Origin of the sequence: uncultured Jannaschia sp., from assembly GCF_947494025.1 — a bacterium.
Taxonomy (GTDB): domain Bacteria; phylum Pseudomonadota; class Alphaproteobacteria; order Rhodobacterales; family Rhodobacteraceae; genus Jannaschia.
The window spans coordinates 1-24,553 of the sequence record NZ_CANLTQ010000034.1; the positions used below are offsets into that span (position 1 = coordinate 1).

At 64.0% G+C, this 24,553-nt stretch carries 16 protein-coding genes and 5 pseudogenes; 13 read left to right on the forward strand and 8 right to left on the reverse strand.

The annotated features are described in order from the left end of the window. Nucleotides 1-97 precede the first annotated feature (97 nt). The 8 genes and pseudogenes from Q1B08_RS18720 (at nucleotide 98) to Q1B08_RS18755 (ending at nucleotide 10,187) form a co-directional block, all read left to right on the forward strand. Nucleotides 98-1,072: pseudogene (locus tag Q1B08_RS18720) on the forward strand (IS630 family transposase). 82 nt (nucleotides 1,073-1,154) lie between these two features. Further along, nucleotides 1,155-1,356 (forward strand): annotated as a pseudogene (locus Q1B08_RS18725) (IS481 family transposase); the annotation flags it as partial. A 97-nt stretch (nucleotides 1,357-1,453) separates the two neighbouring features. Continuing rightward, nucleotides 1,454-2,419, forward strand: a complete 966-nt coding sequence (locus Q1B08_RS18730) for a glycosyltransferase family 2 protein (RefSeq protein ID WP_299822192.1) — start codon at nucleotides 1,454-1,456, stop codon at nucleotides 2,417-2,419. 85 nt (nucleotides 2,420-2,504) lie between these two features. Beyond that, complete coding sequence (gene rfbF, locus Q1B08_RS18735; protein ID WP_299822194.1) at nucleotides 2,505-3,281, forward strand: glucose-1-phosphate cytidylyltransferase; 777 nt, start codon at nucleotides 2,505-2,507, stop codon at nucleotides 3,279-3,281. A gap of 2 nt (nucleotides 3,282-3,283) precedes the next feature. Beyond that, nucleotides 3,284-5,590, forward strand: coding sequence for an NAD-dependent epimerase/dehydratase family protein (locus tag Q1B08_RS18740; protein WP_299822196.1), 2,307 nt, complete (start codon nucleotides 3,284-3,286; stop codon nucleotides 5,588-5,590). Continuing rightward, nucleotides 5,590-6,765, forward strand: a complete 1,176-nt coding sequence (locus Q1B08_RS18745) for a class I SAM-dependent methyltransferase (RefSeq protein WP_299822198.1) — start codon at nucleotides 5,590-5,592, stop codon at nucleotides 6,763-6,765. The genes Q1B08_RS18740 and Q1B08_RS18745 overlap by 1 nt, the downstream gene beginning before the upstream one ends. Next, nucleotides 6,762-7,931 carry a class I SAM-dependent methyltransferase gene (locus Q1B08_RS18750; RefSeq protein WP_299822200.1) on the forward strand — a complete coding sequence of 390 codons (1,170 nt, stop codon included), beginning with the start codon at nucleotides 6,762-6,764 and terminating at the stop codon, nucleotides 7,929-7,931. Before Q1B08_RS18745 ends, Q1B08_RS18750 begins: the two co-directional genes overlap by 4 nt. 69 nt (nucleotides 7,932-8,000) lie before the next feature. Next, the gene (locus Q1B08_RS18755; protein WP_299822202.1) at nucleotides 8,001-10,187 is read left to right on the forward strand and encodes a polysaccharide biosynthesis tyrosine autokinase; all 2,187 of its coding nucleotides are present in this window, start codon (nucleotides 8,001-8,003) and stop codon (nucleotides 10,185-10,187) included. A 16-nt stretch (nucleotides 10,188-10,203) separates the two neighbouring features. On the opposite strand, the gene Q1B08_RS18760 is transcribed toward Q1B08_RS18755, so the two are convergent. Both Q1B08_RS18760 and Q1B08_RS18765 read right to left on the reverse strand, forming a co-directional pair. Continuing rightward, entirely contained in the window at nucleotides 10,204-11,250 is a 1,047-nt protein-coding gene (locus Q1B08_RS18760) for a glycosyltransferase family 1 protein (RefSeq protein WP_299822204.1), read from the reverse strand. Next, nucleotides 11,247-12,629: a hypothetical protein gene (locus Q1B08_RS18765; protein WP_299822206.1), complete on the reverse strand. Its 1,383-nt coding sequence runs from the start codon at nucleotides 12,627-12,629 to the stop codon at nucleotides 11,247-11,249. Before Q1B08_RS18765 ends, Q1B08_RS18760 begins: the two co-directional genes overlap by 4 nt. 213 nt (nucleotides 12,630-12,842) lie before the next feature. Here Q1B08_RS18765 and Q1B08_RS18770 point away from each other — a divergent pair, with 213 nt between their 5' ends. Together Q1B08_RS18770 and Q1B08_RS18775 are read left to right on the forward strand one after the other, a co-directional pair. Beyond that, nucleotides 12,843-13,949, forward strand: coding sequence for a glycosyltransferase (locus Q1B08_RS18770; protein ID WP_299822208.1), 1,107 nt, complete (start codon nucleotides 12,843-12,845; stop codon nucleotides 13,947-13,949). After that, nucleotides 13,946-15,418 carry an oligosaccharide flippase family protein gene (locus Q1B08_RS18775; protein ID WP_299822210.1) on the forward strand — a complete coding sequence of 491 codons (1,473 nt, stop codon included), beginning with the start codon at nucleotides 13,946-13,948 and terminating at the stop codon, nucleotides 15,416-15,418. Before Q1B08_RS18770 ends, Q1B08_RS18775 begins: the two co-directional genes overlap by 4 nt. A 25-nt stretch (nucleotides 15,419-15,443) precedes the next feature. Here the strand turns inward: Q1B08_RS18775 and Q1B08_RS18780 are convergent, their stop codons facing one another. Further along, nucleotides 15,444-16,565 (reverse strand): acyltransferase, encoded by a 1,122-nt coding sequence (locus Q1B08_RS18780; protein ID WP_299822212.1) that lies wholly within the window; start codon nucleotides 16,563-16,565, stop codon nucleotides 15,444-15,446. Nucleotides 16,566-16,928: 363 nt separating this feature from the next. Here Q1B08_RS18780 and Q1B08_RS18785 point away from each other — a divergent pair, with 363 nt between their 5' ends. Beyond that, nucleotides 16,929-17,690, forward strand: a complete 762-nt coding sequence (locus Q1B08_RS18785; protein WP_299822214.1) for a sulfotransferase family 2 domain-containing protein — start codon at nucleotides 16,929-16,931, stop codon at nucleotides 17,688-17,690. An 18-nt stretch (nucleotides 17,691-17,708) separates the two neighbouring features. On the opposite strand, the gene Q1B08_RS18790 is transcribed toward Q1B08_RS18785, so the two are convergent. The 4 genes from Q1B08_RS18790 to Q1B08_RS18805 all read right to left on the reverse strand — a co-directional run bounded on the left by Q1B08_RS18790 (nucleotide 17,709) and on the right by Q1B08_RS18805 (nucleotide 21,630). Beyond that, nucleotides 17,709-18,428: a hypothetical protein gene (locus tag Q1B08_RS18790; protein ID WP_299822216.1), complete on the reverse strand. Its 720-nt coding sequence runs from the start codon at nucleotides 18,426-18,428 to the stop codon at nucleotides 17,709-17,711. Between the two features lie 197 nt (nucleotides 18,429-18,625). Beyond that, entirely contained in the window at nucleotides 18,626-18,829 is a 204-nt protein-coding gene (locus Q1B08_RS18795) for a hypothetical protein (protein ID WP_299822218.1), read from the reverse strand. A gap of 197 nt (nucleotides 18,830-19,026) precedes the next feature. Next, entirely contained in the window at nucleotides 19,027-20,691 is a 1,665-nt protein-coding gene (locus Q1B08_RS18800) for a hypothetical protein (RefSeq protein ID WP_299822220.1), read from the reverse strand. A gap of 201 nt (nucleotides 20,692-20,892) precedes the next feature. After that, nucleotides 20,893-21,630, reverse strand: coding sequence for a sugar transferase (locus Q1B08_RS18805; RefSeq protein WP_299822222.1), 738 nt, complete (start codon nucleotides 21,628-21,630; stop codon nucleotides 20,893-20,895). Between the two features lie 412 nt (nucleotides 21,631-22,042). On the opposite strand from Q1B08_RS18805, the pseudogene Q1B08_RS18810 reads away from it, so the two are divergent. Beyond that, nucleotides 22,043-22,390: pseudogene (locus Q1B08_RS18810) on the forward strand (transposase); the annotation flags it as partial. Nucleotides 22,391-22,558: 168 nt separating this feature from the next. Continuing rightward, a pseudogene (locus Q1B08_RS18815) lies at nucleotides 22,559-23,600 on the forward strand (IS5 family transposase). Between the two features lie 301 nt (nucleotides 23,601-23,901). On the opposite strand, the pseudogene Q1B08_RS18820 reads toward Q1B08_RS18815, so the two are convergent. Continuing rightward, nucleotides 23,902-24,468, reverse strand: a pseudogene (locus Q1B08_RS18820) (integrase core domain-containing protein); the annotation flags it as partial. Nucleotides 24,469-24,553 lie beyond the last annotated feature (85 nt).

A 24,553-nucleotide genomic window follows, 5' to 3' on the forward strand; every position in this document is an offset into this window, starting at 1 on the left:
ATGGTTCTATAGAACCGTCCTGACATACTCGACGCCGGCCGGCTCCAGGGGCGGGGGCATCCACCACATCAGTTCACGGTTCTGGCGAATGGAACCGATGCGCGATTCACCTGAGCCGGGAGGGTTGGCTGATGGGTGTATCGTTATCAATGTGCGCTGGCGGTTTGCCCGGCTGATCGAGGGGGGGATGGCCGCGCGGGGAGCGGCGGCGCGGCTTCTGATCTCGCCGGCTGCGAGGATGCGGCTCGCCCGCCGGGTTCGGGCGGGCGAGGCTCTTGCGCCCGGGCGCCGTGGGCGATGCCCGGGCGGCGGCAAGCCGGGTGCGAACCGGGCGTTCCTTTTGGAGGTTACCCGGAGCGACGGCGACATCACCATGCCGGAACTGGCGGGCGCACTGGAGGATGCGATGGGCGTGCAGGCCACGCCCGCCTTGCTGAGCCGCGCCCTGCGCCGCTGGGGTTGGCGGGTTACAAAAGTCGCTGATCGCCACGGAGACCTGCCGTCCCGCGATCCGCCAGGCCCGGCGGGACCGGGTGCGGCGCAGGTTGCCCCGGATGCGCCGGGAGCCTTGTCGGCTCGTGTTCGTGGATGAGACCTCGGTGAAGACCGACATGACCCGCCTGCGCGGGCGAGCGCCACGAGGGAAACGCCCGCGCCGACGCCCCCTTCAGACACTGGAAGACGCAGGCTTTCGTTGCGGGCCTCACCTTCGACGCCCTAATCGCGCCCCGGGTGATCGAGGGCGCCATGGACGGTCCCGCCTTCACGACCCGGGTCGAGACGCAGCTCGTCCCGGTCCTCGAACCGGGGACCGCCGTCATCCTGGACAACCTCTCAACTCACAAGGTGTCCGCCGCAGCGGACGCCCTGTGCCGGGCGGAATGCTGGCTCCTCTTCCTGCCCGCCTACTCGCCCGATCGAGGTGGCCTTCGCCAAGCTCAAGGCCCACCTGCGCCGCATCGGCGCGCGGACCTTCAACGACCTCATTACCGCCCTCGGAGACGTCTGCGACATGTTCAGCCCCGACGAATGCCGCAACTACCTCTGCCGTGCAGGCTATGCGTCAGAATAATGGTCCGTCGCTCTAAATCGTTCCTTGCAACAAAGCCCAAGTGAGGCTCGAAGCCGATCGGGGGGATCCGCGATGGCTGAATGTCAAACATTTCCACTACGACAGCCACGATCAGCCGCGTACCCACCTCGGGGACTTCATGGACGGCTACAACTAACTTCGCACGTCGGCTCAAGACCCTCGGCGGCCTCACGCCCTATGAATACATCTGCAAGACCTGGACGTCAGAGCCGGATAGATTCATCCTCGACCCGATCCACCAAATGCAGGACCTGCACATCTAGCGTATTGTCTAGATTTTCAAGTGCTATAGTGTCGGGATCATAGAAGTCAAAGTCGATCATATGAATCTTCGCGCCGATTGTTCCTGGAGTCGCTTCCATGAATCCGTACGTAACTATTGCGATACCCGTCCTTAACGGGGAGAATTTTATCGAACAGGCGGTTTCCTCGGTACTCGAGCAGAGTTTCAGGGCATTGGAAGTCGTCATATCTGACAACGGTTCCACCGATGGGACGGAGCGTATTTGCCGTCGGTTCGCCTGCGGCGACAAGCGTGTCAAATATCACAGATTCACCGAGAACATTGGCGCGGCTCCCAATTTTAACCGAGCTTTTGCCCTAGGAACCGGCCGGTACTTCAAGTGGCACGCCCATGACGATCTGCTCGGCCCCAGCTTCGTCGAGCGCTGCGTCGAGATGCTCGACGCCTGCAAAGACGTCTCGCTGGTCTTCGGGCCGACGAAATGTATCGACACTTCGGGGGACGAGATCGATTGGGCCGCGGATCTCTTCATGCCGCCGCTGCTGCAGGACGACCCGGTCGCCCGGTTCCGCAAGGCCATCGAGACCGCAGGATCGTGCTTTCCGATCTTCGGCATGTTCCGGACCGACATCCTGCGCCGATCCTGCCTGCTGCGTCCCTATTACGGATCCGACAGGGCGCTGATCGCCGAGGCGGCGCTTCTGGGCAAGGTCGCGCAGGCGCCGGCGGATGCCGTCTATTACAATCGCGAGCATCAGACCCGGTCGGTGAACCGTCAGGGCAAGGGCGACCGGGCGAGTTGGATGAACGGCAGGACCCGGCGCCGGCATTCCCTGGAGCACATCAACTTCCTTGCGCACTTGATCGAGATCGCGCTCCGCCACGGCGAGCTCGTCCGTCCTTCCGCAGCACTCGGCGGGGTGGCGCGCTCCGCCTTCACCCGGCGCCAGATGGCCCGTTACGCACTCGACATCGCCAGATACGTCGCCCCTGAACGCAGCGAGGCCTTGCGCGACGCTGTCCTGCGCAACGAGAGCCTGAAGCGCGTCCTCTTCGAAGCAAAGGCCAATAAGGAGATTTGACACGCGGCCCGGGCGGCGGGTCGTCCGCGAAGCAACCGTGACGGGCCGCGCCGATGCGTGGTCGATTAAAGAGGAGCATGTCGTAGTGAAGGTCGCCATTCTAGCAGGGGGCAAAGGCACCCGTCTCGCCGAGGAAACCTCCGTCCGGCCCAAGCCGATGGTAGAGATCGGCGGCAAGCCAATATTGTGGCATATCATGATGCTGTATTCCCATTACGGCTTCAACGACTTCGCCGTCGCGCTCGGCTACCGGGGTCACGACATCAAGCGGTACTTCGCGGATTACGGCACCCTGTCGGGTAACCTGACCGTCAGGCTGGGCGAGGCAGCCGGGATCGAGCGTCACGATACGCCTCATGCGCCTTGGTGCGTTGAGCTGATCGAGACGGGGGGCGAGACGCTGACCGGGGGGCGGGTGCGTCGCCTCAAGCCCTATCTCGGCGACGAGACTTTCATGCTCACATGGGGCGACGGCGTCTCCGATATCAATCTCGACGCGCTCATTGCCTTTCACCGCGCGCACGGACGACTCGCCACGATCACGGCGGTCCGGCCGCAGGCCCGCTACGGCCACATGCGGTTCGACGGCGACAGGGTCGCGGCGTTCGAGGAGAAGCCGCAGACCGCCGAAGGATGGATCAACGGCGCCTTCTTCGTACTAGAGCCTCAGGTGATGGATTACATCGACGGCGACATGGTCATGTTCGAGCATGCCCCGCTCGAGAACCTAGCACGCGACGGCGAGCTCATGGCCTATCGCCATCATGGCTTCTGGGCGGCGATGGACACGCTGCGCGATAAGCACACCCTGCAGAAAATCTGGGACTCGGGCGACAGGCCTTGGGCCAAGTGGGAGCGTTGATAATGCGGGTATTGGTAACAGGACATCGCGGCTATATCGGGACCGTCCTCACCCCCATCTTGAGCGTAGCAGGACACGAGGTCGTCGGGCTCGACACGGATCTCTACGAGCGTTGCTCCTTCGCGCCGGGGGGTGACATGCCGGTTGTGCCGACCATCCTGAGGGATATCCGTGACGTCGAAGCGTCCGACCTAATGGGCTTCGACGCGATCCTGCACCTGGCGGCCCTGTCGAACGACCCCCTGGGCGATTTCCGTCCAGAAATTACCTATTCGATCAATTGTGACGGCACGATGCGCCTTGCGCGCCTGGCCAAGGCCGTCGGCGTGGAGCGGTTCGTCTATGCCTCGTCCTGTTCCAATTACGGCATGAGCGGCCCGGACTTCATCGACGAGACCGAGGCGCTGAACCCGCTGACGCCCTACGGGGTCAGCAAGGTCCGTTCCGAGCGGGGGCTGGCCGAGCTCGCCGGGGACGGATTTTGCCCGGTTTATTTGCGGCCCGCCACGGCCTATGGGGTCAGCCCGCGAATCCGGTTCGACTTGGTACTGAACAACCTCGTTGCCTGGGCGGTGACCACGGGACAGGTTCATATCAAATCCGACGGCACTCCTTGGCGGCCGATCACCCATATCGAGGACATCTCGCGCGCCTTCCTCGCCGCCATGGAGGCCCCGGCCGAGGCGGTCTGCGACCAAGCCTTCAACGTCGGCTGCACCGAGCACAATTATCAGGTCCAGGACTTGGCCCGGATCGTCGCCGAGACCGTGCCCGATTGCGAGATCAGCTTCGCCGAGGATGCCGGCCCCGACAAGCGGTCCTATCGAGTGAATTGCGAGAAGATCCGGCGCGTGCTGCCGGGATTCGTGCCACAATGGGACGCGCGACGCGGGGCGCGGTCGCTTCTCGAGGCTTACCGGGCGCAGGAGCTGACGCTGGAAGAGTTCGAGGGCCCCCGCTACCAGCGGATCGGTCACATCAAGAAGCTGATCGCGGACGGGGTGATCGACGCTACGCTGGCGCGGCGCGTCCCGCCGCTCCGGGCGGCGATGTACGACGGCGCGGCGTTCGAGCGCGACGCAGGCTTGGTCCGCTGCATCTCCTGCGATCATGCTGGATTGCGGCCGATCCTCGATCTGGGAATGATGCCGCGTTCGGACGGCCTGCTCGATGCCGCGCAACTCGCCGAGGACGACCAACTGGCGCCACTGCGGATGGGGTGGTGCCCGGAATGCAGTTTGGTGCAGCTTTTGGAGACCCGCCCGCCCGAGGAGATGTTCGGCGACGATTATCTCTACTTCTCATCCTTTTCGGAGGATTTGCTGGTCCATTCCGAGCGGCACGCGCAGGATCTCATCGAGAGCCGGTCGCTGGGGGCGCGCGACCTGGTCATCGAGATCGCGTCGAACGACGGCTACATGCTGCGAAACTTCAAGGCGGCCGGCATCGGCGTCTTGGGGATCGATCCCGCGCCGCGGCCGGCGCGGGCGGCGATCGATGCGGGTATCGAGACGATCGTGGACTTCTTTGGCACCCGGGTTGCGCGTGCGCTGCGCGCCGAAGGCCGGCGGGCGGATGTCATTATCGCCAACAACGTCGTTGCCCACGTGGCCGATCAGAACGACCTGGTCCGCGGCATGGCCGATCTGCTGGCCGAGGACGGCATCTTGGTGGCCGAATTCCCCTATATCCGCGATCTCATCGAACGGATGGAGTTCGACACGATCTATCACGAGCATCTGTGCTACTTTTCGGTTGGATCCGCCCGAGCGCTCTTCGCACGCCACGGCTTGCATCTCAACGAGGTGCGGCGGCTGCCGATCCATGGCGGCTCGCTAAGACTGAGTTTCGGCAAGACTGAAAATCCCTCGGAGGCAGTGCGGGACATCCTGGCCGAGGAGGAGCGGGTGGGCCTGAACTCCCATGAATACTACGCCAGCTTCGGCGAGAGAGTGCGGATGTTCCGCAGCCGCGCGCGCGAGATGCTGTCCCAGCTCAAATCCGACGGCAACCGGATTGCGGCCTATGGCGCCGCGGCCAAAGGTACGATCATGCTGAACTATCTCGACCTTAACCGGCAGGTGGTCGAATATGCAGTCGACCGCAACATCCACAAGCAGGGCAAGTTCATGCCCCGGGTCCGCGTTCCGATCCTGGACCCGGAAACGCTCATGGACGACCGTCCTGACTATGTCGTGATCCTGCCTTGGAACCTGCGCGACGAGATCGTCCGCCAGCAGCAGGCGTTCCTGCAATCCGGCGGCAAGTTCCTGGTGCCGATCCCCGAGCTCGAAGTCGTTTCGGCGTGATGGCCGTCGCTTCCTGTCCTGCCTGCAACGGGACGCGCCTCGCCGAGATCTACGCGCTTGACGCTATCCCGGTGCAGAGCTGTATTCTGCTCGACACCGAGGCGGCGGCCCGGGACTTTCCCCGCGCGCCCCTGTCGCTGGTCTTTTGCGACGCTTGCGGCTTCGTGTTCAACCCGCGCTTCGACGGAAGCCTGGTCGATTATGCCTCGGCGACCGAGGAGAGTCAGCATTTCTCGGGAACGTTTAACGCCTTCGCCCGGTCGCTTGTGGACGAGATCGCCACGCGTCACGACCTTGCGGGCAAGACCACGGTCGAGATCGGTTGCGGCAAGGGCGATTTTCTGCATGAACTGGTAAGCGTCACCGGAACCGCGGGACTGGGGATCGATCCGGGCTTCCTGTTGGATCGGTTCGTTGCCGCCGATGACCACGCAATCGCGTTCCGCCGCGAATATTTCGACCCCGCCGCGCTCGATATGGCGCCCGATTTCGTCGTCTGCCGCCATACCTTGGAACATGTGCCTGATGTCGGCCGGTTCGTTGGCGATGTCGGGGCCTTCGCGGCGCGCAAGCCCGGTTCCGTAAGCTTCTTCGAGACGCCTAATGTGGAACGCGTGCTTGAGGAGGGTGCCTTCTGGGACATCTATTACGAGCATTGCTCGTATTTCACCCTGGGCAGCCATGCTCGGCTGTTCCGCCGCCAGGGGATGGCCGTGGATCATGCCCGTCTCGCCTATGACGGCCAGTACATCCTGCAATACAGCTCGCACGGGAAGGACAGCGGCAGCGTGCCTGCCGGGCAGGACGATCTCGAGAGGCTGCGCGCACTGGCTGCTTCCTTCCCCGGAAAGGTGGCAAGGGTCCGGCACCACTGGAGCGATTTCGTCCGCCAGAGGCATGCAGACGGCCGGCGCATCGCCATCTGGGGGGGCGGCTCCAAAGGGGTTTCGTTCCTGACCAGCACCGACATTGCCGGCGCGATCGCACAGGTCGTGGACATCAATCCCTACAAACAGGGCAAGTATCTGCCCGGAACCGGCCACAGGGTCAGCGCCCCCGACGAACTGTTGCAGGCCCCGCCCGATACGGTGATCGCAATGAACCCGGTCTATCGGAACGAGATTGCGGCCCGGATCGCTGAACTGGGCCTCGATTGCGAGCTGGTGGCGGTATGACCGAGCTGGCTTTCTGCCCTCTCTGCGGCGCGGGCAGCGCGGAACCGGTCATCACGCTGGACGACATGCCGGTGATCTGCAACCAGCTCTGGCCCGACGCCGACGCGGCGCGGACGGCGCCACGGGCGACGATCGAACTTGTCGCATGCCGGACCTGCGCGCTGGTCTGGAACCGCCGCTACGATCCGCAAAAAATGGTCTACGCGCCTGGTTACGAGAACGCCCTGCATTTCTCGCCCCGCTTCCGGAGCTTCGCCGAGACCTTGGCCGCGGGCCTGACCGCCCGTCACGAGCTCAAGGGCGCCGACATCGTCGAGATCGGCTGCGGCGACGGCTACATGCTGGACCAGATGGTCCGACAAGGGGCCGCCAGCGCCATTGGGTTCGACCCGAGCATGGCCGACCAACCATCCGAGTTTACTCGGCGCGACGGGGTGCGGATCGTGGCGGAATATTTCCATCCCGAGCAACTCGACCGGTCGTTCGACATGGTGATGTGCCGCCACGTGGTCGAGCATTTGGACGACCCCGCGACGCTCCTCGGCAACATTCGCCGAGCCATCGGGAATCGGCCGGTTCCGATCTATATTGAGGTGCCGAACGCAGAATGGCTGTTCGACGTCGTTTCGCCTTGGGACGTCATCTATGAGCACATCACTTACTGGACGCGCTCTACGATGGAGACGCTGTTGCGGCGGACGGGGTTCGAGCCCATCGACGTCATCCCTGGATACGGTCGCCAGTTCCTGATGGCCGAGGCCCACCCGGCCGCGCCCGATCCTGTTTTCAGGTCCGCGGATACCGTCGCCGCTCTGGAGGCGGTAAAGGATTTCCACCGGGCAAGCGAGGACGGCATCGCGGCGTGGCGCGCACGATTGGGAGGGATCGACGGACCGGTAGTCGTATGGGGCAGCGGATCCAAGGGGATCACGTTCGTCAATGTTATGGGCGCCGAAGCGGGCGCAATCTGCGCCATGATCGATGTGAACGACCGCAAGCACGGGCTGGTCGCCCCCGGCGCCGCCATTCCGGTCGTGCCGCCCGAGGCCTTGACCGAAATCCAGCCCGCCCTGGTAATCGTCTCCAACGGTCTCTACGCAGCGGAGATCGAAGCGCAGGTCGCCGGGCTGGGCCTCGCCCCCGAATTCGCCGTGCTGGCCGGGTGACGCCTTGATGCGTCAGCTCCCCCTTCCCGGATCGCCTCGCCGACCGGCCCCCATGTCGGTGGCGGGCGGATGAACATGCCGCGCCCGCCGCGCCTTTACAGCCTGCCGGAGGCGCCGGCTCCCGGGGCCGAGTCCAAGCTCGGCGCCGCGCCGGGCCTCGTTGATTTCGCGGATATCCTGCGCGTCATATGGCGGGGAAAGTACGCGATCGCAGCCTTCACCTTGGTAGCGAGCGTTCTGGGATACTTGGTCCAGAGCCAGATTCCCCGCATCTATGCCGCCAATGCGCAGATCATGCTCGACACCCGGGAAGGGCGCGTACTGACGGTCGAGCAGGTCGTCGCCAACATCACCGTCAACGACGCCGCGGTTGCCAGCGAGATCTCCATGTTGCAGTCGACCGACCTGCTCAACCAGGTGATCGACGCCATGAATTTCACCGAGATCGACGAGTTCTCGGCGGACCTGATGCGCCCACCGCTCTACAAGCGGCTATTTCAGCGTCTCCGCGCGGCAATGACCGGCGGCGGTGGGGAAAACTCGGCCGAGGCGACAATCGACAGCCCCGCCCGGCCCACTCCGGGTCAGTTGATGAACGCCGTGCGTCAGCAGTTGATCGTGCGCCAGGAGGGAATCTCCTACGTCATCAATATCGGCTTTCGCTCCCGCGACCCGGAGCTTGCGGCCCGCACGGCCAATACCTTGGTGCAGACCTATATCGGGCGCCAACACGACGAACGGCTGGAGGCGACGCGCCGGGCGACGATCTGGCTCGAGGGGCGGATCGCCGATCTCAGGCAGGATGTCGAGCGGGCCGAATCCGCGGTCCTGAGGCAGCGGGCCGACAACCTCACCTTGGGGCAGGGGGGCATCGACGTGGCGGCGCAGCAGATCGTCGAGCTTTCCCGCGAACTTTCTGACGCCCGTGCCCAGAGGGTCGCGGCCGAGGCTGAATACACGCGGCTGACCGAAATGCTGGCCGAGGAGGGAATGTCGGCGGCGGCCGAGATCATCTCGACTCCCTTAGCCATCAACCTGCGAGCGGAACTGGCCTCGCTGAAGCAGACGGCGCGCCAGATCGAGATCCGATACGGGGCCAACCACCCCGAGATCCAGCGGATCCGTGCCGAAGTCGCCGCCGTCGAGGACGGACTTCTGGACGAGGTTTCTGCCCGCCGGGCCACGGTGTCGAACGAGACAGACGTCGCGCGCGGTCGGGAACAGGCGCTGGAGGAGGGGTTGCGGGCCTTCGAGCGGCGCGTGCTGGCGATCTCCAACGCGTCGATCGAGACCAACCAGCTGGAGCGTGAAGCCGAAGCCGTCCGCACCGTCTATGAAAGCATGCTGATGCGGCTTTACGAGACCCGGGCGCAGGAGGCGCTGATCCGTGCCGATGTGCGCATCGTCTCGTTGGCGAACATTCCCGAAAGCCCGATCTCTCCGCGCGCGAAACTGATTCTGATGATGAGCGCCTTCATTGGCGGCACGATCGGCCTCGGCGCGGTGTTCCTGCGCGAACTCGTGTACGATGTGTTCCAGTCGTCCGGCGACGTCGAAACCATGCTTGGCATTCCGGTCCTGGCGTCGCTGCCGTGGCGACGCCGGCTGCGGGGGGGGCGGATCCTCGACCGGCTGATGACAGAATCGACATCGGATCTGGCGGAGCGGTTCCGGCAGCTCCGCACCAGCCTGCTCTACAAGCGCGACGGAAATTCCCCGCACAGCGTCATGATCACCTCGTCCGTCCGTGGCGAGGGCAAGACGACCACAGCATTGGGACTGGCGCTGGTGTCCAGCTGGGCCGGACGTTCCACCATCGTCATCGATGCAGATCTGCGCAATCCATCCCTGGCCGGTCATCTCGGCCGCCCGGTCGACCAGGATATCGTGTCGGTTCTGCGGGCCTCCAGCCGAATCGAGGATGCGGTCCAGACCGATCCCCGCGGGTTCGACATCCTTCCCTGCGCCCAAGCGATCTCCAACGGGGCGAACAGGGACATGCTGTCGGCACGAACCTTCGGCGAGCTGATCCGGGAGCTTTGCGAGCGCTACGACATCGTACTCGTCGATGCGCCGCCGACGCTGGAAGTGGCCGATGCTCATGTGATCGGCCAGGCAGTCGACACCTGCGTCTATCTGGTGCGGGCCAAGCGCACCGAACGCAAGGCTGTCCGCCGGGGGGTGGTGGCCCTTTCGGAGCTGGGCGTCAACATCGCTGGCATCGTCCTGACTATGGGGCCTGCCTCCGAAAGATGAGTGCTCCCGTCCGGATTCAAACGAGATCGGCCACCGCGTCGAGCAAGTGCGCGGCCGCCCGGTCCCAAGTCATGGCGACGGCGCGGGCCCGGCCCCTTGCGGCCAAGGCACGACGCGCGCCCGGATCGTCGGCGAGGTGGCGCAGCGTCGCGACCCATGCCAGCTTGTCGCTCGGATCGAGCAGGACCGCAGCGCCGGAATAGAGCTCGGACAGGGCGCCGCCAGTCGACGCGACGACCGGACAGCCGCACCGCATCGCCTCGCCCGGGGGCAGGCCGAACCCTTCCGTCAGCGACGGAAACGCGAACAACTCGGCCCGTTCATAGAGCCAACGCAGGGCGCCGTCGTCGACGCGGCCGAGTGCTACGACGTTGGGCGGCGCGACCACGCCCGATGGCGGGTTACCGACGAGGACCAGGGTGATGTCCGACAGCGCCGGGTCGGACAGGACATCGATTAGGAAGGCCATGTTCTTGTGGGCCCGATCCGAGCCGATCGCCAGCAGGAAGGAAGGCGGCGGCCGAATCCGCGGAGGATGCGGACAGACCCGGTCGATGTGGTCGACCCCGTTTGGCACGATCCCCGGCACATCCGGGCCGGAAAGGCCGTGCCGGGCCAGTTGGCGGGCGGAATGGGCCGAGACGGTGAGCACCTTCAGGGCATGGCGGGCGACGCCGGGTTGCATGATCCGGTACCACGCCCGGAAGGCGGGTCCGTAGGAATTCGGCGCATCCCGGACCTGTGCGTCGTGGAAGAGCACGACATTGGCCCGATGCAGTATCGGCGCGCTGTTGGCGAGGTTGACGAGGACGCAGCCGCGCCCGTGGCGGTAGAGCGTTGCCTGCTCCCACCAGAAACCGGGCCGTCCGGAAAGGTCAATTCTGCGGATGGCAGCGAAATGGGGCGTCGACGCGCCGGCAGGACAGGCAAGCGCCCAGTCGTCGCCATCCGTCCCATGTTCCGCCAGCCTGGCGTCGAGCGCACGCAGAAGTTCACCCGCAACCCTCTGGACCCCGGTCTGCGGTGCCGCAAGGAACCGGCCGTTAATTGTGAAGCGGGTCACGCGATCCCGAATCTAGGCAACGGATCGGGCGTCCACGCGAAATTCGAGAGCGCCGCGAACAGCATGACGACGAGCCCCGGATCGACGCTGAACGAACTCGCGCTCGCGGCGGCCAGCGATACCAGCGCTGCGGCCTGGGAAGCCCGGCGCAGCGCGTAGAGTTCCGTCATTGCAGCGGGCGTGCCGTCTACGAAAGCCGCCTTGGCGAACCACAGGGTCAGCAATAGTCCCGGCAGGCCAGTCGCGGCGAGCAGGGCCGAGAAGAACCCGTTCGCCCGCACCGATCCAATGCCGGCCCCGAACCCGTTGGTTTCCCAGAGCGTGATGATGCCGTAGCGGGCCATCGCGGCGCGTTCGAGACCCGACGCGCTTTGGGCCTTGGAGAAGAACAGCTTGTCGAGAACCCGCGCCGGCAGATCTCCCAGCACGTCGCTCAGGAGCGTCGTCGTCATCAGTGCCGTGGCCAGTGCCGTACCGGCGATCAGGGCGAAGGCATCGCGCTGGTTGATTGCCAGCACGAGGGGCCTGAGGGCCCGGATCAGCAAGAAGAGCGCGAGGACGCCTAGGCAGAGAAAACTCGTGGAGGACAGCGACAGTACCGCGAAAAGGGCGTTGCCCGCGCCCGTGATCAGATCCCGGGGCCCGCCGGCGATATGCCCCTGCACCAGGAAGAAGGTGGCGAATACCGCCGAGACCGGGCCGAAGGCCGACGCCTCGGCGAAGCCGCCGACGATCCGGGTGAACCCCGCCACCGTATGGGTGTCGAGCAGATTGTAGTTCGCGGTCCGGAAAGGCCGGATCAGCGCATCGAGGCCGACCAGATCGAGACTGCCGAGGGCGATGTTGAGGATCGCTCCAGCTCTGAGGGCCGCGATCAGGAAATCGGGCCCGCGGCGGCGGATGACGTCGGATACGGCGAAGAAGAACGCGATGCTGAGCAGCAGATACGCGGTCTGCGACAGGTTCGACGGGCCGGCGGACAAAGGCGACAGCCGCGCCGCGAAGTCGTTGCTGAGAAGGACCCCGCCGGCATTGCGCCCGGGCGCGAAGACCAGGAAGCTGCCGGCAAAATAGCGCACTAGTATCAGGGACGCGAAGACAGCATAGGCCGCGAGCAGGATCAGCGGCAGGCCTGCCGCCGGTATGACCTGCAACCCCGTCTTCCGGCGCATTGACAGACCCACCGCGAGCAGACCGATCGACAGGGCCGCCAGTGCGTGGCTGGCTAGGGGAGTCAGCCCCCCGATTGGCAGACGCATGACGGCCAGCATACCGAACGGCACGACCACGAGACTGAAGGCCAAGGCCCGGTCCGCGCTGCGCCACGCGATCACGGCCCATATCGTCAGGACCAGCGCACCTATCGGAAATATCGTCATGAACTCGCTAAGGCATAATGGGCGGTAGACAATACGCGACGCGAAAATGCCTGCTTGCCGTGATGCAACCTAAATGCCAGCATAGCCCAAGGGCCTCAGGCTCGAAAGACGAAGATAGTCTCGGCCGTTCCGATCCATTCTCCCAGAACGCCGCACGGCTTCAGTCTATCGGGGCAATCCGTTTCGCCCAAAAAGACTTTCGGAGGCCATGGGTTGAAAACGGCCATCGTCCATCATTGGCTGACCGGAATGCGGGGTGGAGAGAAGGTCCTCGAACAGCTTATCCTGTGCTATCCGGACGCGGATCTCTTCACTCATGTCTACGATCCAGAAATGGTCTCGGATCTCATCCGCGGCCGTCCGGTGCGCGAGAGCTTCATCGCGCGGCTTCCCTTGGGCCGGAAGTACTTCCGCCATTACCTATGGTTAATGCCCCGCGCACTGGAGGAATTCGACCTTACAGGATACGACCTCGTCATCTCTTCGGAATCCGGCCCGGTAAAGGGGGTCATCGCGCCGCCCGATGCGCTGCATGTCTGCTATTGTCACGCGCCCATGCGTTACATCTACGACCATTATCGTCGTTACCGCAGCGGCTTGAACCCGGTGCTGCGGGCAGTGTTCTCCCGCGTCGCACACCGTCTGCGAATCTGGGACGCGGTCTCGGCGATGCGGGTCGACATCTTCGTCGCCAATTCACATTTCACCGCCCGCCGCATCCGCCGCGCTTATGGGCGCGGCGCGGAGGTTGTCCATCCTTCGGTCGATCTCGATCTGTTCGACTTCGACGAGAGCGCCCCGCCAGCCGAAGACGCGCCCTATCTCGTGGTCTCCGAGATGGTGGGCTACAAGCGCGTCGACCTGGCCATCGACGCTTTTCGGGGGCTGGACCGGAAACTGGTCATCGCTGGCGACGGTCCGGACCTGGCGAAACTGAAGCGCGCGGCGCCGTCGAACGTCATCTTTCGCGGCCGGGTGCCGAACGCCGCCCTGGTCGAACTCTACCGAACCGCGCGGGCGCTGGTCTTTCCCGGAGAGGAGGATTTCGGGATCGTACCGGTCGAGGCGATGGCCTGCGGCTGTCCTGTCCTGGCCTATGACCGCGGCGGCCTGCGCGAGAGCGTGGTGGACGGAAAGACGGGCCTCATGTTCGCCGAGCAATCGGCGACATCCCTGCGCGACGCGATCGTCAGATTCGAGGGCGGCACGTTCTCGCGTGCGGCGATCGCCCGGCATGCGAGGACATTCGGCGCGTGCCGGTTCCGGCGGGAATTCACCGCCATCGTCGATGCCGCGATGAAGGCCCGGCATCCCGGATGACGGGCGGTCCGACCGGACGCTCGCTGATCCGGTCCGCCGGCGCCCTCGGACTCGCGCGGATCTGGGCCATGGCGGCGCAGTTCGCCGCCTTTGTCGTAGCGGCGCGGTTCCTCGGCCCCGAGGATTTCGGCATCTATGCCTTGGTCTTCTTGTTCTGTTCGTTTCTGCTGCTTGCCGCCAGCATGGGATGGGGGGAATATGCCTTTACCCACGAAACCGAGCGCGATGGGGTGGTCGCCGTCAGCCTAGCGGCCGGGCTCGCTGGCGGGGCGATCCTGGCCGTAGGCGGCGGGATCGTCGACGCCCTGACCGGCGCCCAGGGACGGATCGCCCCGCTCTGTGCGTTGCTCGGTCTGTTCATGCCGCTGCGGGCGAAGAACGCGATGCAGGTCAGCCGCCTGCTTTCCACCGATCGCACCCTGCGGGTGGCCGGGGCGCAGGTCTTTTCCGAAACCACCTTCGTCTTGGCGATCACGATATCTCTCAACCTAGGTCTGGGGCTTCTGTCCTTGGGCATCGCGCGGATCGCCCAGGAAGGGATGGCGATGGCCATCTGCCGCACGTCCGGCGTCTGCATCTTCGGCCACTGGCCGGACCGCGCCCGCTTGGGCCCGATGATGCGCTTCGTGACGCAGGCGCAGCTGACGGCTATGGCGGGCTTCGCCCAAGGCAACATATCGACGCTTCTGATCGGCCTGTTCTTGGGACCCTTGGGAACCGGACTCTATCGCGCCGGGGCGCGATTTCCCGGCGCGGTATCGGAACTGATATCGGAGCCGCTGAAACCCGTGGCTTGGATCGGCCTCCGAGCTGTCCGGGACAATACGCTTCGCATGCGCGAACAGGCGCGGTCGCTAATGATCGCCATCCTGACAGTCGGTGCAGCGGCCTTCGCAGGTCTGTCCCTGATTGCGGGCGATCTGGTCTTCGTCCTGCTGGGGCCGGATTGGCGGCCGGTCGGAGGCCTGATCGTCCTGCTGGCGGCGCGACAGTTCTTCCTGCTGCCGAACACTCTGCTCATGGCGGTCCTGGCGCTGTCGGATCGGCTGGCTCTTGCCCCCCGGATCGGGTTCGCGACGGCAGCCCTTTCGGCCAGCGCGCTCGTGGTGACGGCACCGTTCGGACTGGGCTGGGCGGCGGGAGGCCAGGTGGTCACGGCCATGGTCGACGCGGGGATCGTCTGCATCGCCATGCGCCGTGTCATCGGCCTCGATCCGGTCTCAATACTGCGCTCCCTGATGCCGGCCGCCGCCGGTTGCGTGGCGATGGCACTGACCGTGATCGGCGGCACGACCATGCTGGAGGCGCGCCTTCCCGACGCGATGGACCCGGCGCTGCGGGCCATCTGCCGTATCATCCTGTCGATTGCGGCTGGAAGCCTCGCCTATGCGGCCGTCGTGCTGGTTCTGGACGCGAAACTCCGGTCCCTCGCGTCATACGTCCTGCTCGACAGGGTGCGGCGACGGTAAGCGGCCGGGAAATGAGCGGACGTCCTCAACCAATCCGGACGGGCAGGGTGGGCGACTTGCGCCTCAGTAGATTGCGACTGCCCCAATCCTGCAAGCGCTGCTCGGGAAGAAGGACCAAGAGGATCGACGAGCCCAGGATCAGCATGCAAACCATCGCAAGGAGGACCAGCCGGTTACCGATCACGGGGGCTAGGAACGGAACCAGATACATTCCGAGGGTGAAGTGGTTGAGATAGAGCGGATAGGTCAGCAGCCCGAGCTGCCGCATCCAGTTCAGGTTCCGGGATCCGACCGGCCGCGGCCGCCCCGTCGCTACCGGCCACACTATGACGCCCACGGCCAAGGCCCAGATCGCGATCGGGATTGCGGCGCTTCCGGCCTCGCCCGCGTTCTTCAGCGCGATCTCCATGGCGCACATTCCCGCCAGGAAGACGGAAGCCGCCAGCTTGCCTCGGGTCGCGCCGTTGCTGCGGATCGACCGGAGCAGCATCCCGAGCGCGAAGAACACGCCGTGCCAAAGTAGGGCCACCTTGAAGGGGAACCGACGCAGCAGTTCCGACAGGGGTGTGCCGCCGATGACAGGATTCGCTGTTTCCACCGCCAAGCAGACCAGCAGGAAGACGGCGCTGAACGATCCCAGCACGACGGCGCCCCGTTCCAAGGCGCGCGATCTCTGCGAAGCGGTATCACGGCCGAAGATCAGGCCCGCGACCAAGACGTAGAACACCGCCTCCAGCACCAGGGTCCAGACTACCCCGTCGATATAGGGCCCCTGGGGGGACAGGACGACCGAGCGCAGGAAGCTGGCGAAGGTCGGTCCCAGGGGCTCGCCCCAGGCCAAGCGGACGAGAAGGGCGATGGACGAGCAGATCCAGAGGGCCGGAAAGACGCGGACGGCGCGCTTCGTCAGGAAACGTCCCGCGCCGTTGCCGACGGCACTGGCGGCGATGACATAGCCGGATATGACGAAGAAGATTTCCACACCGATCCAGCCGAACCAGCCGACAGGTGCCAGCCCGCCGAAGGCGCGGTCGGCCCCGGTCGTGGCATAGCTTGGTATGTGCAGTCCGAAGATCGCCAGATGTCCGACCACGACGAGAAGCGCCGCGAAGAGCCGAAGCAGATCGAGCCTGTATTCATGCGCCATGGGCGGCGCTGTTCGTGCGGGACGGGGCACAAAGGTCCGGCAGCGGGTCGTGGATATAGGGGAACGATTTCCTCCCGGAAGTCTCGGCCGCGTCTGCGGTCTGAAGCGGGATGAAGTGCTCACCGGTATTCATCGTTCTTGTGAACAACAATCCGGGACGCCTATGGCGCAAGGCGAGTGCAGCAATCCGCATGAATTCAATTCCGAGGCGTCTGCAAAACTATGGCAAAATTGTAACTCTGGGCTTGCAATGGGTCAAGCATGCATGCGTCACTGGGCGGAATATTCAAATCAGCAATTCCATGCACACGTTTCGTTTTAGAGAAACCTCTGAATTTTGACTTTTAGGGGACAGGTACATTCATGCTGTCATACTTGGCACGATCGGTAAACCTGACCGGCTTGAGCAAGGCGGCGCGTGCGGTTCGAAATTGCCTGTACCGCCAACGGGTCATGTTCGTCCATGTGCCGAAATCCGGGGGAACGTCGCTGTCGCATACTCTGAGGTTGCGATACCCGCTGTCGTTCTTCCGTCTGGACGAGCATGCTAGCCGCGCTCCGGTGGGTAACCGCGGACCGGACGAATGGATGACCTTCAAGCGCGCACTCGCTATCTATCACGCCGAAATCGGGAGGCATTTCATTCAGGGTCATTTTCCGGTAACGGGCGATTTCGTGAGTGCCTACTCGGACAGCTACAAGTTTGTCACTATCCTACGCGATCCGGTAGAGCGGTTCATCTCGATGCACCGCTACGATAAGGGGCTGCGGCACATGTCGCTGGAGGATTTCACCGCTTCGCCACGCGGCGCGGTGGAGGCGCGCGTGCTCTGCCATTTCTTCGGCGAACTGCCTTGGGAAGGGCCGGGCGATATCGATGGCGCGGTGGATCGCGCCATCTGCAACCTACGCGGGTTCGACGTGGTGGGGATCCTCGAGGATCAGGACGCGTTCGACACCGGAATTCGCCGCGTACTCGGCTATGGCATGCGGCTCCCGGTCCGCAATGTCGGCCGCCACAAGCCTTGGACCGATCCTGCGCCGGAAGTGATCGAGGCCATCAGGGACATGTGCCGCTTCGATTCACGGATATACCGGCATTTCTCGAAGCAAGTGCCGATGTGATCCCGCTGCCGGGGAGGATCAGGACACCGATCCGGCCCGCCCCCGTGCGGTGGCGAGATGCTTGAAATGGACCGCGACGCCGCGCAGGCGCGTTCGCCAGTCATCGTCCCGGCATCGCCAGATCGCCGGGACGACTGCGAAGGCGGCGAAAATCAGGCACATTCTTCCCGAGACCTCGGCGCCCGAAGGCCGAATTCCGTCGAAGGGCCGACAGGGAAACCACGGCAGATCGAAGCGCGTCAGCACCGCTTGGATGTCGGTCTCGTAGGACCGTCCCCCATGGAAGCCGTTTCGGGCAGCCTCGCCAGCGACCCGACGGGTATGACGGACAGCGATGGCGTCGATGACTGCGTGATCGGTGGGGGCGGGCGAGCCGAGGCTGCACCAAGCCAGATCGATGCCGCTCTCGAAGCCCATCTCGAAGAGTCTGCGCAGTGACAGCAGGACGTCGGATCGAAATATCGGGCACATCATCTCGATGAAATTAATGTGTCGAAGTACGAAATACCGGTTCTGTAGGAAAGCCGCATAGCTGAAATTGCTGTCCAGCGTGAGCGACGGCTGGCATATCCGGAAACCGTTCCGGGAGGCGATGTCGAAAAGGGCCGCAATCGCCGGGGCGTCGGTCTCGATATCGTCGTCGAAGAGCGCGACATGGGCATAGGTGGCGATCCGGTCGGCATGATCGGCGAGGATCCCGGCATAGCCGGCGACCTTGCTGCCCGGCCGGTATTCCACCGTTACACCCGGCCTGGCGAGATCCGGCTCGGGAGGGTCGTAACAGGACAGAAGGATATCGAACGGCCGTCGGTCCGGGCCGGTCCAGCTGAGCCAGTTCCGATGCAGGCCTGCCCTGCCGCAGCGCGTGATCAGTAGAAACCGCGCCGGAACCTCCGTGGCGGCAGAGGCCGGTCGGGCGGCAGACGGGCGGCGCGTCACGGATCGGTCGGATGTCCCGGCGGCGGAGCGTTCTGCGCCGAACGGTGCATCTGGACCACTTCCTTCAGGATCACGAGGCCCATCGCGATCCAGGGCATCAGCACGACCCACCATGCCAGACGCGTCGCTCCGGTGAGCCGCAGAATCAGAAGGGCGGATGCCGCCGCGCTCAGAACGGCGAGAACGATCCGGATTAACATGCTTGGACCAAACCCGGTCTCCCTCAGCATACCATAGTGATTTTAGGACGACGAAAGAGATCGTTCCAAGGTTGATTGGGATTCTAGACCGCTTCACGCGTTTCTCAAGTCGTCGACGGGTCTCGAAAAAGGTGCATTTGTCGTGAAATCGACAGGGGTGGTAGCAAAATCCTGCCCATCACGTGCTCATTGCGTCCTCAGAAGGCATCGGTTTCTCGAAGTGTGCTGCAAAGCGCATCGGCCTGACTCGGCCCGGCGATCCGGACATGGCGCCGGACGCGATCGCCTGTGGGATCGGCATTCGGGCCGGTCAGGATCTCGAGGCGGCTTCCCGGGCCCAGGTCCAGTTCGTCGATGCGCAAATGTAGGACATCGGTAACCACGCTTTCGTGGATCGTCCGGCCATCGAGATGCAGGGTGAGGGTCACGCCGTCGGTCGTGTCCTGCCGCACGTCCCAGACACCGCAGACAGTTGCTTTCGCGGCGTCCGGCGCCACGAAGGTTTCCCTTATCTGGTAGGCCTGTCCAGGACGATCGGGCGTTGTGAAGTCGACGGGACGCACGACATCTTCGGAGACACCCAGCGGTCGCAGCAGGGGGCTGCCGACATAGGGTCGCCATGCCTCAGACTGACGGCCCCCCCCGCCCATTCCGGTCAGCGGAAGAACGGTCCCGTCCGATCTGACCGCCTCGAAGGTCCAGTTTCCCGACCGGCCCTCCGCATCGAGCCGCGGGTCGAAATCGTAAAAGCTGTCGGCGAGCAGATCGTGCGGCCCGAGCGTCACGGCTGTGGCGAGATCGGCCGGATCGTCGAAGAAGGCGATGACCGGTTCATCGGGATCGAGCCGTTGCGGGGGTGGAATATCCCGGCCTTGGCTGTCGCGCCATTCGACCTCGCCGCGGATCGTGATGTCCTGCGGCACGCCCCAGGCGACCACCGCGCTTTGCCCGAAGGCATAGAGATAGGTGTAGGGGTCCGAGACGAGCCGCCCGGCATCGCCGATCGGCAGCAATCGCTCCTTGACCAAAGCGAAGGCATCGGCGGCCGGCTTCGGCGCGCCGTCCTTAGCCAGGAGTTCCATGCGCGGCAGCGCGTCCTGTTCGCGCAGGCTGTACCAGAAGGCCGACGCAGCGCCCGAGGCCGAAAGCGCCGTCGTCATTTTCACCAGGTAAGGCGCCGCCGCGTCGAAGCTGTCGAAGGTCGCGCCGATCTCGGTGGCGTGGATCGGAGGATCCGCCGGAGCGAGAGCGGCGCGCAGCATGTCGAGATGAACCCCCACCTTCTCTGGAGGCGACGTATAGGGGTGAAGCGCGATTCCGTCGGAATGTTCGAGACTTCCCAGCTGTACTTGCGCCTGCAGGAACTCGACCGGAATCGAATGCGCGGCACCGCTAAGGATGGTGACGTCAGGAAATTCGACCGAGACCTTCGCGTCCACGGCCTTCAGCAGATCGATGTAATGTTCTGCGCGCGCCTCGTAGGCCGCCGCCACGGGGCCGGTGACGAAGGTCTGGGAATTATACTCGTTCCCGATCTCGATGATGCGCACGAAGGGATGACGCTGGAGCGCCTCAGCGACGAAATTGGCGAAGGCCTCGCGCCCTTCGGGCGTGTGGGGAGTGAAGCCCTGATCGTAGAGCGAATTAGTATGCGCGAAGACTAACTGCAGGTCGATCCCCTCGAGAGCGAGCAGATCGGGATATGTCGATTCCGGGCCCAAAAACGTGAAGCTGCCGACCTGTTGTTCGATCCGGGGCCAAGTCAGGGCATCGCGAACGCTGTCGACGCCGATTTCCTGGGCCGCTTCGACGATCTCCAGAGGCCATCCTTGGGAAAAATGCGTCGCGACGCCAAGTTCCATTCGGAACCTCCAGGTACAGATACAAGGTAACCGGAACGGAGCGAATTCAAGATTACACCGATCCGGTGGCGCCGCCGGCATCGGGTCCGGTCACCGCTAGGAGGAAGGTATTACGATCGGAAGAGTTACATCGACAGGTTTCGTGGCATCCTTGCAAAAAATCAGTACCAATTTCTTCTAGTTCCGTTTCCGTTCCGGATTTCAAGCACCGTCTGCCTTGACCATGACGAACGTCGTCATGAGTAAGATGCCGATATCGTCCCAGAACGACAAATTGTCGACATAGGCGGCATCGAGCATCACCCGGTCCGCATAATCGATGCGGTTGCGGCCCCGCACTTGCCAAGCGCCCGTCATGCCGGGCCGAACGGAATAATACAGCCCCTTTAGCGCGCCGTAGCGGTCGAGTTCCTCGGCGGTGACGGGACGCGGGCCCACCAAGCTCATCTCCCCCCGGAGCACGTTCACCAGCTGCGGCAGCTCGTCCATGCTTGTCTTGCGAAGGAACAGCCCGATGGGCGTGACCCGCGGATCGTTCTCGAGTTTCTGGTCGCGCGCCCATAACCGCGCTGCCCGGGGATCGGTCCTCAGCAGCTTGACGAGCTGGGCATCGGCATTCACCCGCATGGACCGAAGCTTAAGGCAACGGAAACTCCGGCCGTGGCGCCCGATCCTGGTATGCCGGTAGATCGGCACACCGCCGTCTAGAGCGATCAGGCATCCCAAAACGATCATCAGCGGAAGCAGGGCGACCAAAAGGACGGCGGCCCCGACGACGTCCAGCATGCGCTTGCCGCGAGTGCGATAGAAGTCCCGACAGACCTGTTCCAAGTCGGTAGGGACAGTTATCACCGGTACGACCCGGACGTCACCGGTGGTGGCCTCGCCGGTTGTCAGCCCCCCCTCTGCCGTACAATGCAGTTCAATATCCGAATCCATGGAAATCCTCAATCGACAAAAATCCGGAAATTGACGATACTGAAATCGACATCCCGAACTTTTACAATCCGCACATTATGCGCTCCGTTCGGTAGAAAAGAGACAGAACCACTTTATTTTAAATTACCATCCAGCATACCAGCAGCGATGGCGCTATAAGCTTACATCCCCGTCGAAAATTGGTTCCTTAGCGCTAATTTGTCATACTTATGGCATTTCGGTCAACTATGTTAACACTTTGTTAACGATTTTGTAGAGGTGGCTCAGGAAATCTGAACAGGGACTATAAGTGGATGATCCGCGCGAGATTGGTATGGTGCTGAGAAGCATGGAGAGACCATGACGGCTCTGTTGCACAAATCTAATGAGGGATTCATCTCGTGTATCCAGCATGGTAGCCGGAGTGTAGTGTATAAGAAGACCGATACGTCCGAGCTACAGGACCATGGACTGGCCAGCCTATAATGAGGCGCTGAAGCGCCGCGGGTCACTGACGATCTGGTTCGATCCCGAGATGAGCTGGGAAGCCACGTCGACAGGCAAGCGCGGGCGACAGCAGACCTTTAGTGATGCCGTGATCCAAACGTGCCTCTCGATGAAGGTGCTGTTCGGCATGGCATTGCGACAGACGACCGGCTTCGTCGAGAGCCTGTTCCGTCTTGTCGGCCTGAATTGGACTGTGCCTGATTTCAGCACGCTGAGCCGCCGCAAGAAGGATTTGGCCGTGAACATCCTGTATCGTGGCCCAAAAGGCCCGCTGATAGCCGTCCGGGCTCGCTGTTCTGACGGCGGTGTCTGCCTGTCGATAGTGTCCACTAAGGGATAATGGCCGACCTTGTTGCGCAAAGCCTGCCCCGGGATTCACATTGCGGGTCCAGCGGCATAGCCGGGCGGCAGGTCCAGGCCTGCGTCCACCCGCTACCGCACCCTGAACTGGACCGGCGACAACGCCGCGCTGCGTGAGCGCGGGTCGCTCACGGTCTGGTTCGATCCCGACACGGCGTGGCACGCAGTGCCTTCGGGCAAGCGCGGCCGTCGGCAGACCTTCCCGGACGCCGCGATCCAGGCGTGCCTGACCACTGCCCGGCAGGGCATCACGCAGTGATGTCCCGAGAGGGCTCAAGGTCCTCTTCGGGCTGCCACTCAGGCAGACGACCGGCTTCGTGGCGAGCCTGCTGAAGCCGGCGGGCCTCGCCTGGCCGGTGCCGGACTCCTCGACGCTGTGCCGTCGTCAGAAGACGCTGGCCGTGCAACTGCCCTATCGGGGCTCGGGCAGGCCGCTGCACCTGCCCGTCGCCTTTCGGGACATCACTTCGTGATGCCCTGCCGGGCAATGGGACAGCACGGGCATCAAGGTTCGAGGCAAAGGCGAATGGCATGCCCGCAAGCATGGCGGGGCCAGGCGGCGCGTCTGGCGCAAGGTGCACCCCGCCATCGACGAGGCGACGATGGACGTCAGAGCGGTCGAGATCACCGGGAGCGGCGTGGGCGACGCGCCCATGCTGCCCGGCCCGCTGTCGCAGATCCCCGCGGATGAGCCGGTCGCCCCGGTCACCGCCCCTCTCGGGATCATGCTTCGCATGACCCTGCCGGGCAGTGGATGGCGCCTGCGATGGCCGCGCCTGCTGCGGCGCCATCACAGACCGTGGAGCGGAAGCGATCATCCCGCCCCGCCGGAACGCAAAGCCCTGGAAGACGGGCAGCCCCGGGGCGGGAGCGAGGAACGAGGCCCTGCGCGCCATCGAGCGCCTCGGCCGAACGCTCTGGCGCAACTGGTCCGGCTCCCATCGACGGAGCCGCGTCGAGACCAGGATGAACTGCATGAACCGAAGGTCCGCGAAGCGAAACTGCTCGGCCAAAGGCGCATGTCCCGCGACTTCGACCGTCAGACCGCCGAGCTCCAAGTCCGCATCGCCATCCTCAACCGCTTCACAGCGCCCGGCATCCCCGTCACGAAGCCCGTCGGCTGACGTCAAACGGGAAAGGGGGAAAGTCCGTCCGTCAAACGATTTGCGCAACAGAGCCCCGTAAGGGGATCGGTCAGCGGACGGCCCGGCCGGTTGGAACATGGGTCCCGCCAGACCTGCATCCGTTGGGCCGCCGCCGTCTCACATGACTGGTACGGACATGATTATCACTCAGGGGGCCTTCAACGTACGCAAATGCCGCCGGATGCCTCCGTTCGGCCAGGATCCGCCCGTCAGACCGAGGACCGCGCCGCCAATGACCACCCCGACTGGCCTGCCCCTATCGGGTGGTCCGGTTTCAGTCTTAGTGCATGACGGGACTCGGCGCCATTGCCGTTGCCTGGGGCGAGGAGGATCCGCCGTTGCGTGACGGCCAGTGGATGGCTTCCGGCGCGGGCGGTCGATAGCCCAGCAACGAATGAGGCCGCGCAGTATTGTAGTGGACGCGCCATGCCTCGATCACGACGCGCGCCTCGGCGAGGGAGTAGAATATCTCCCCGTTCAGCAGCTCGTCCGTTGCCCGGCAGGCGATTGCAGAGCAATCTGCCGAGAGGGGCGTAGCTTCGAATTGAAACTCTCGCAGTAGCCGTTTTCCCAAGGACTGCCTGGCTCGATGAATGCCGTTTTCGCTCCGACCGCGGCGATCCAATCCCGAACGGCCTTGGCGATGAACTCCGGCCCGATTATCCGAGCGCACGTGACCAGGCACGCCCTGCAGGATGAACAGATCGGTCAACGCGTCGATCACGGCGGTCGAGTTCAGCTTCCGGTCGATCCCGATGGCCAGGCACTCCCGGGTGAACTCGTCGACGACGTTGAGCATGCGGAACTTCCTTCCCTCGTGGGTCCGGCTTTCGACGAAGTCGTAGGATCCCGCTGCCCGGCAGGGCATTGCGAAGCAATGTCCCGAGTATCCGTGATGATCAAGCGGGGGTTTCGGTCCATTTCCTTCCGTC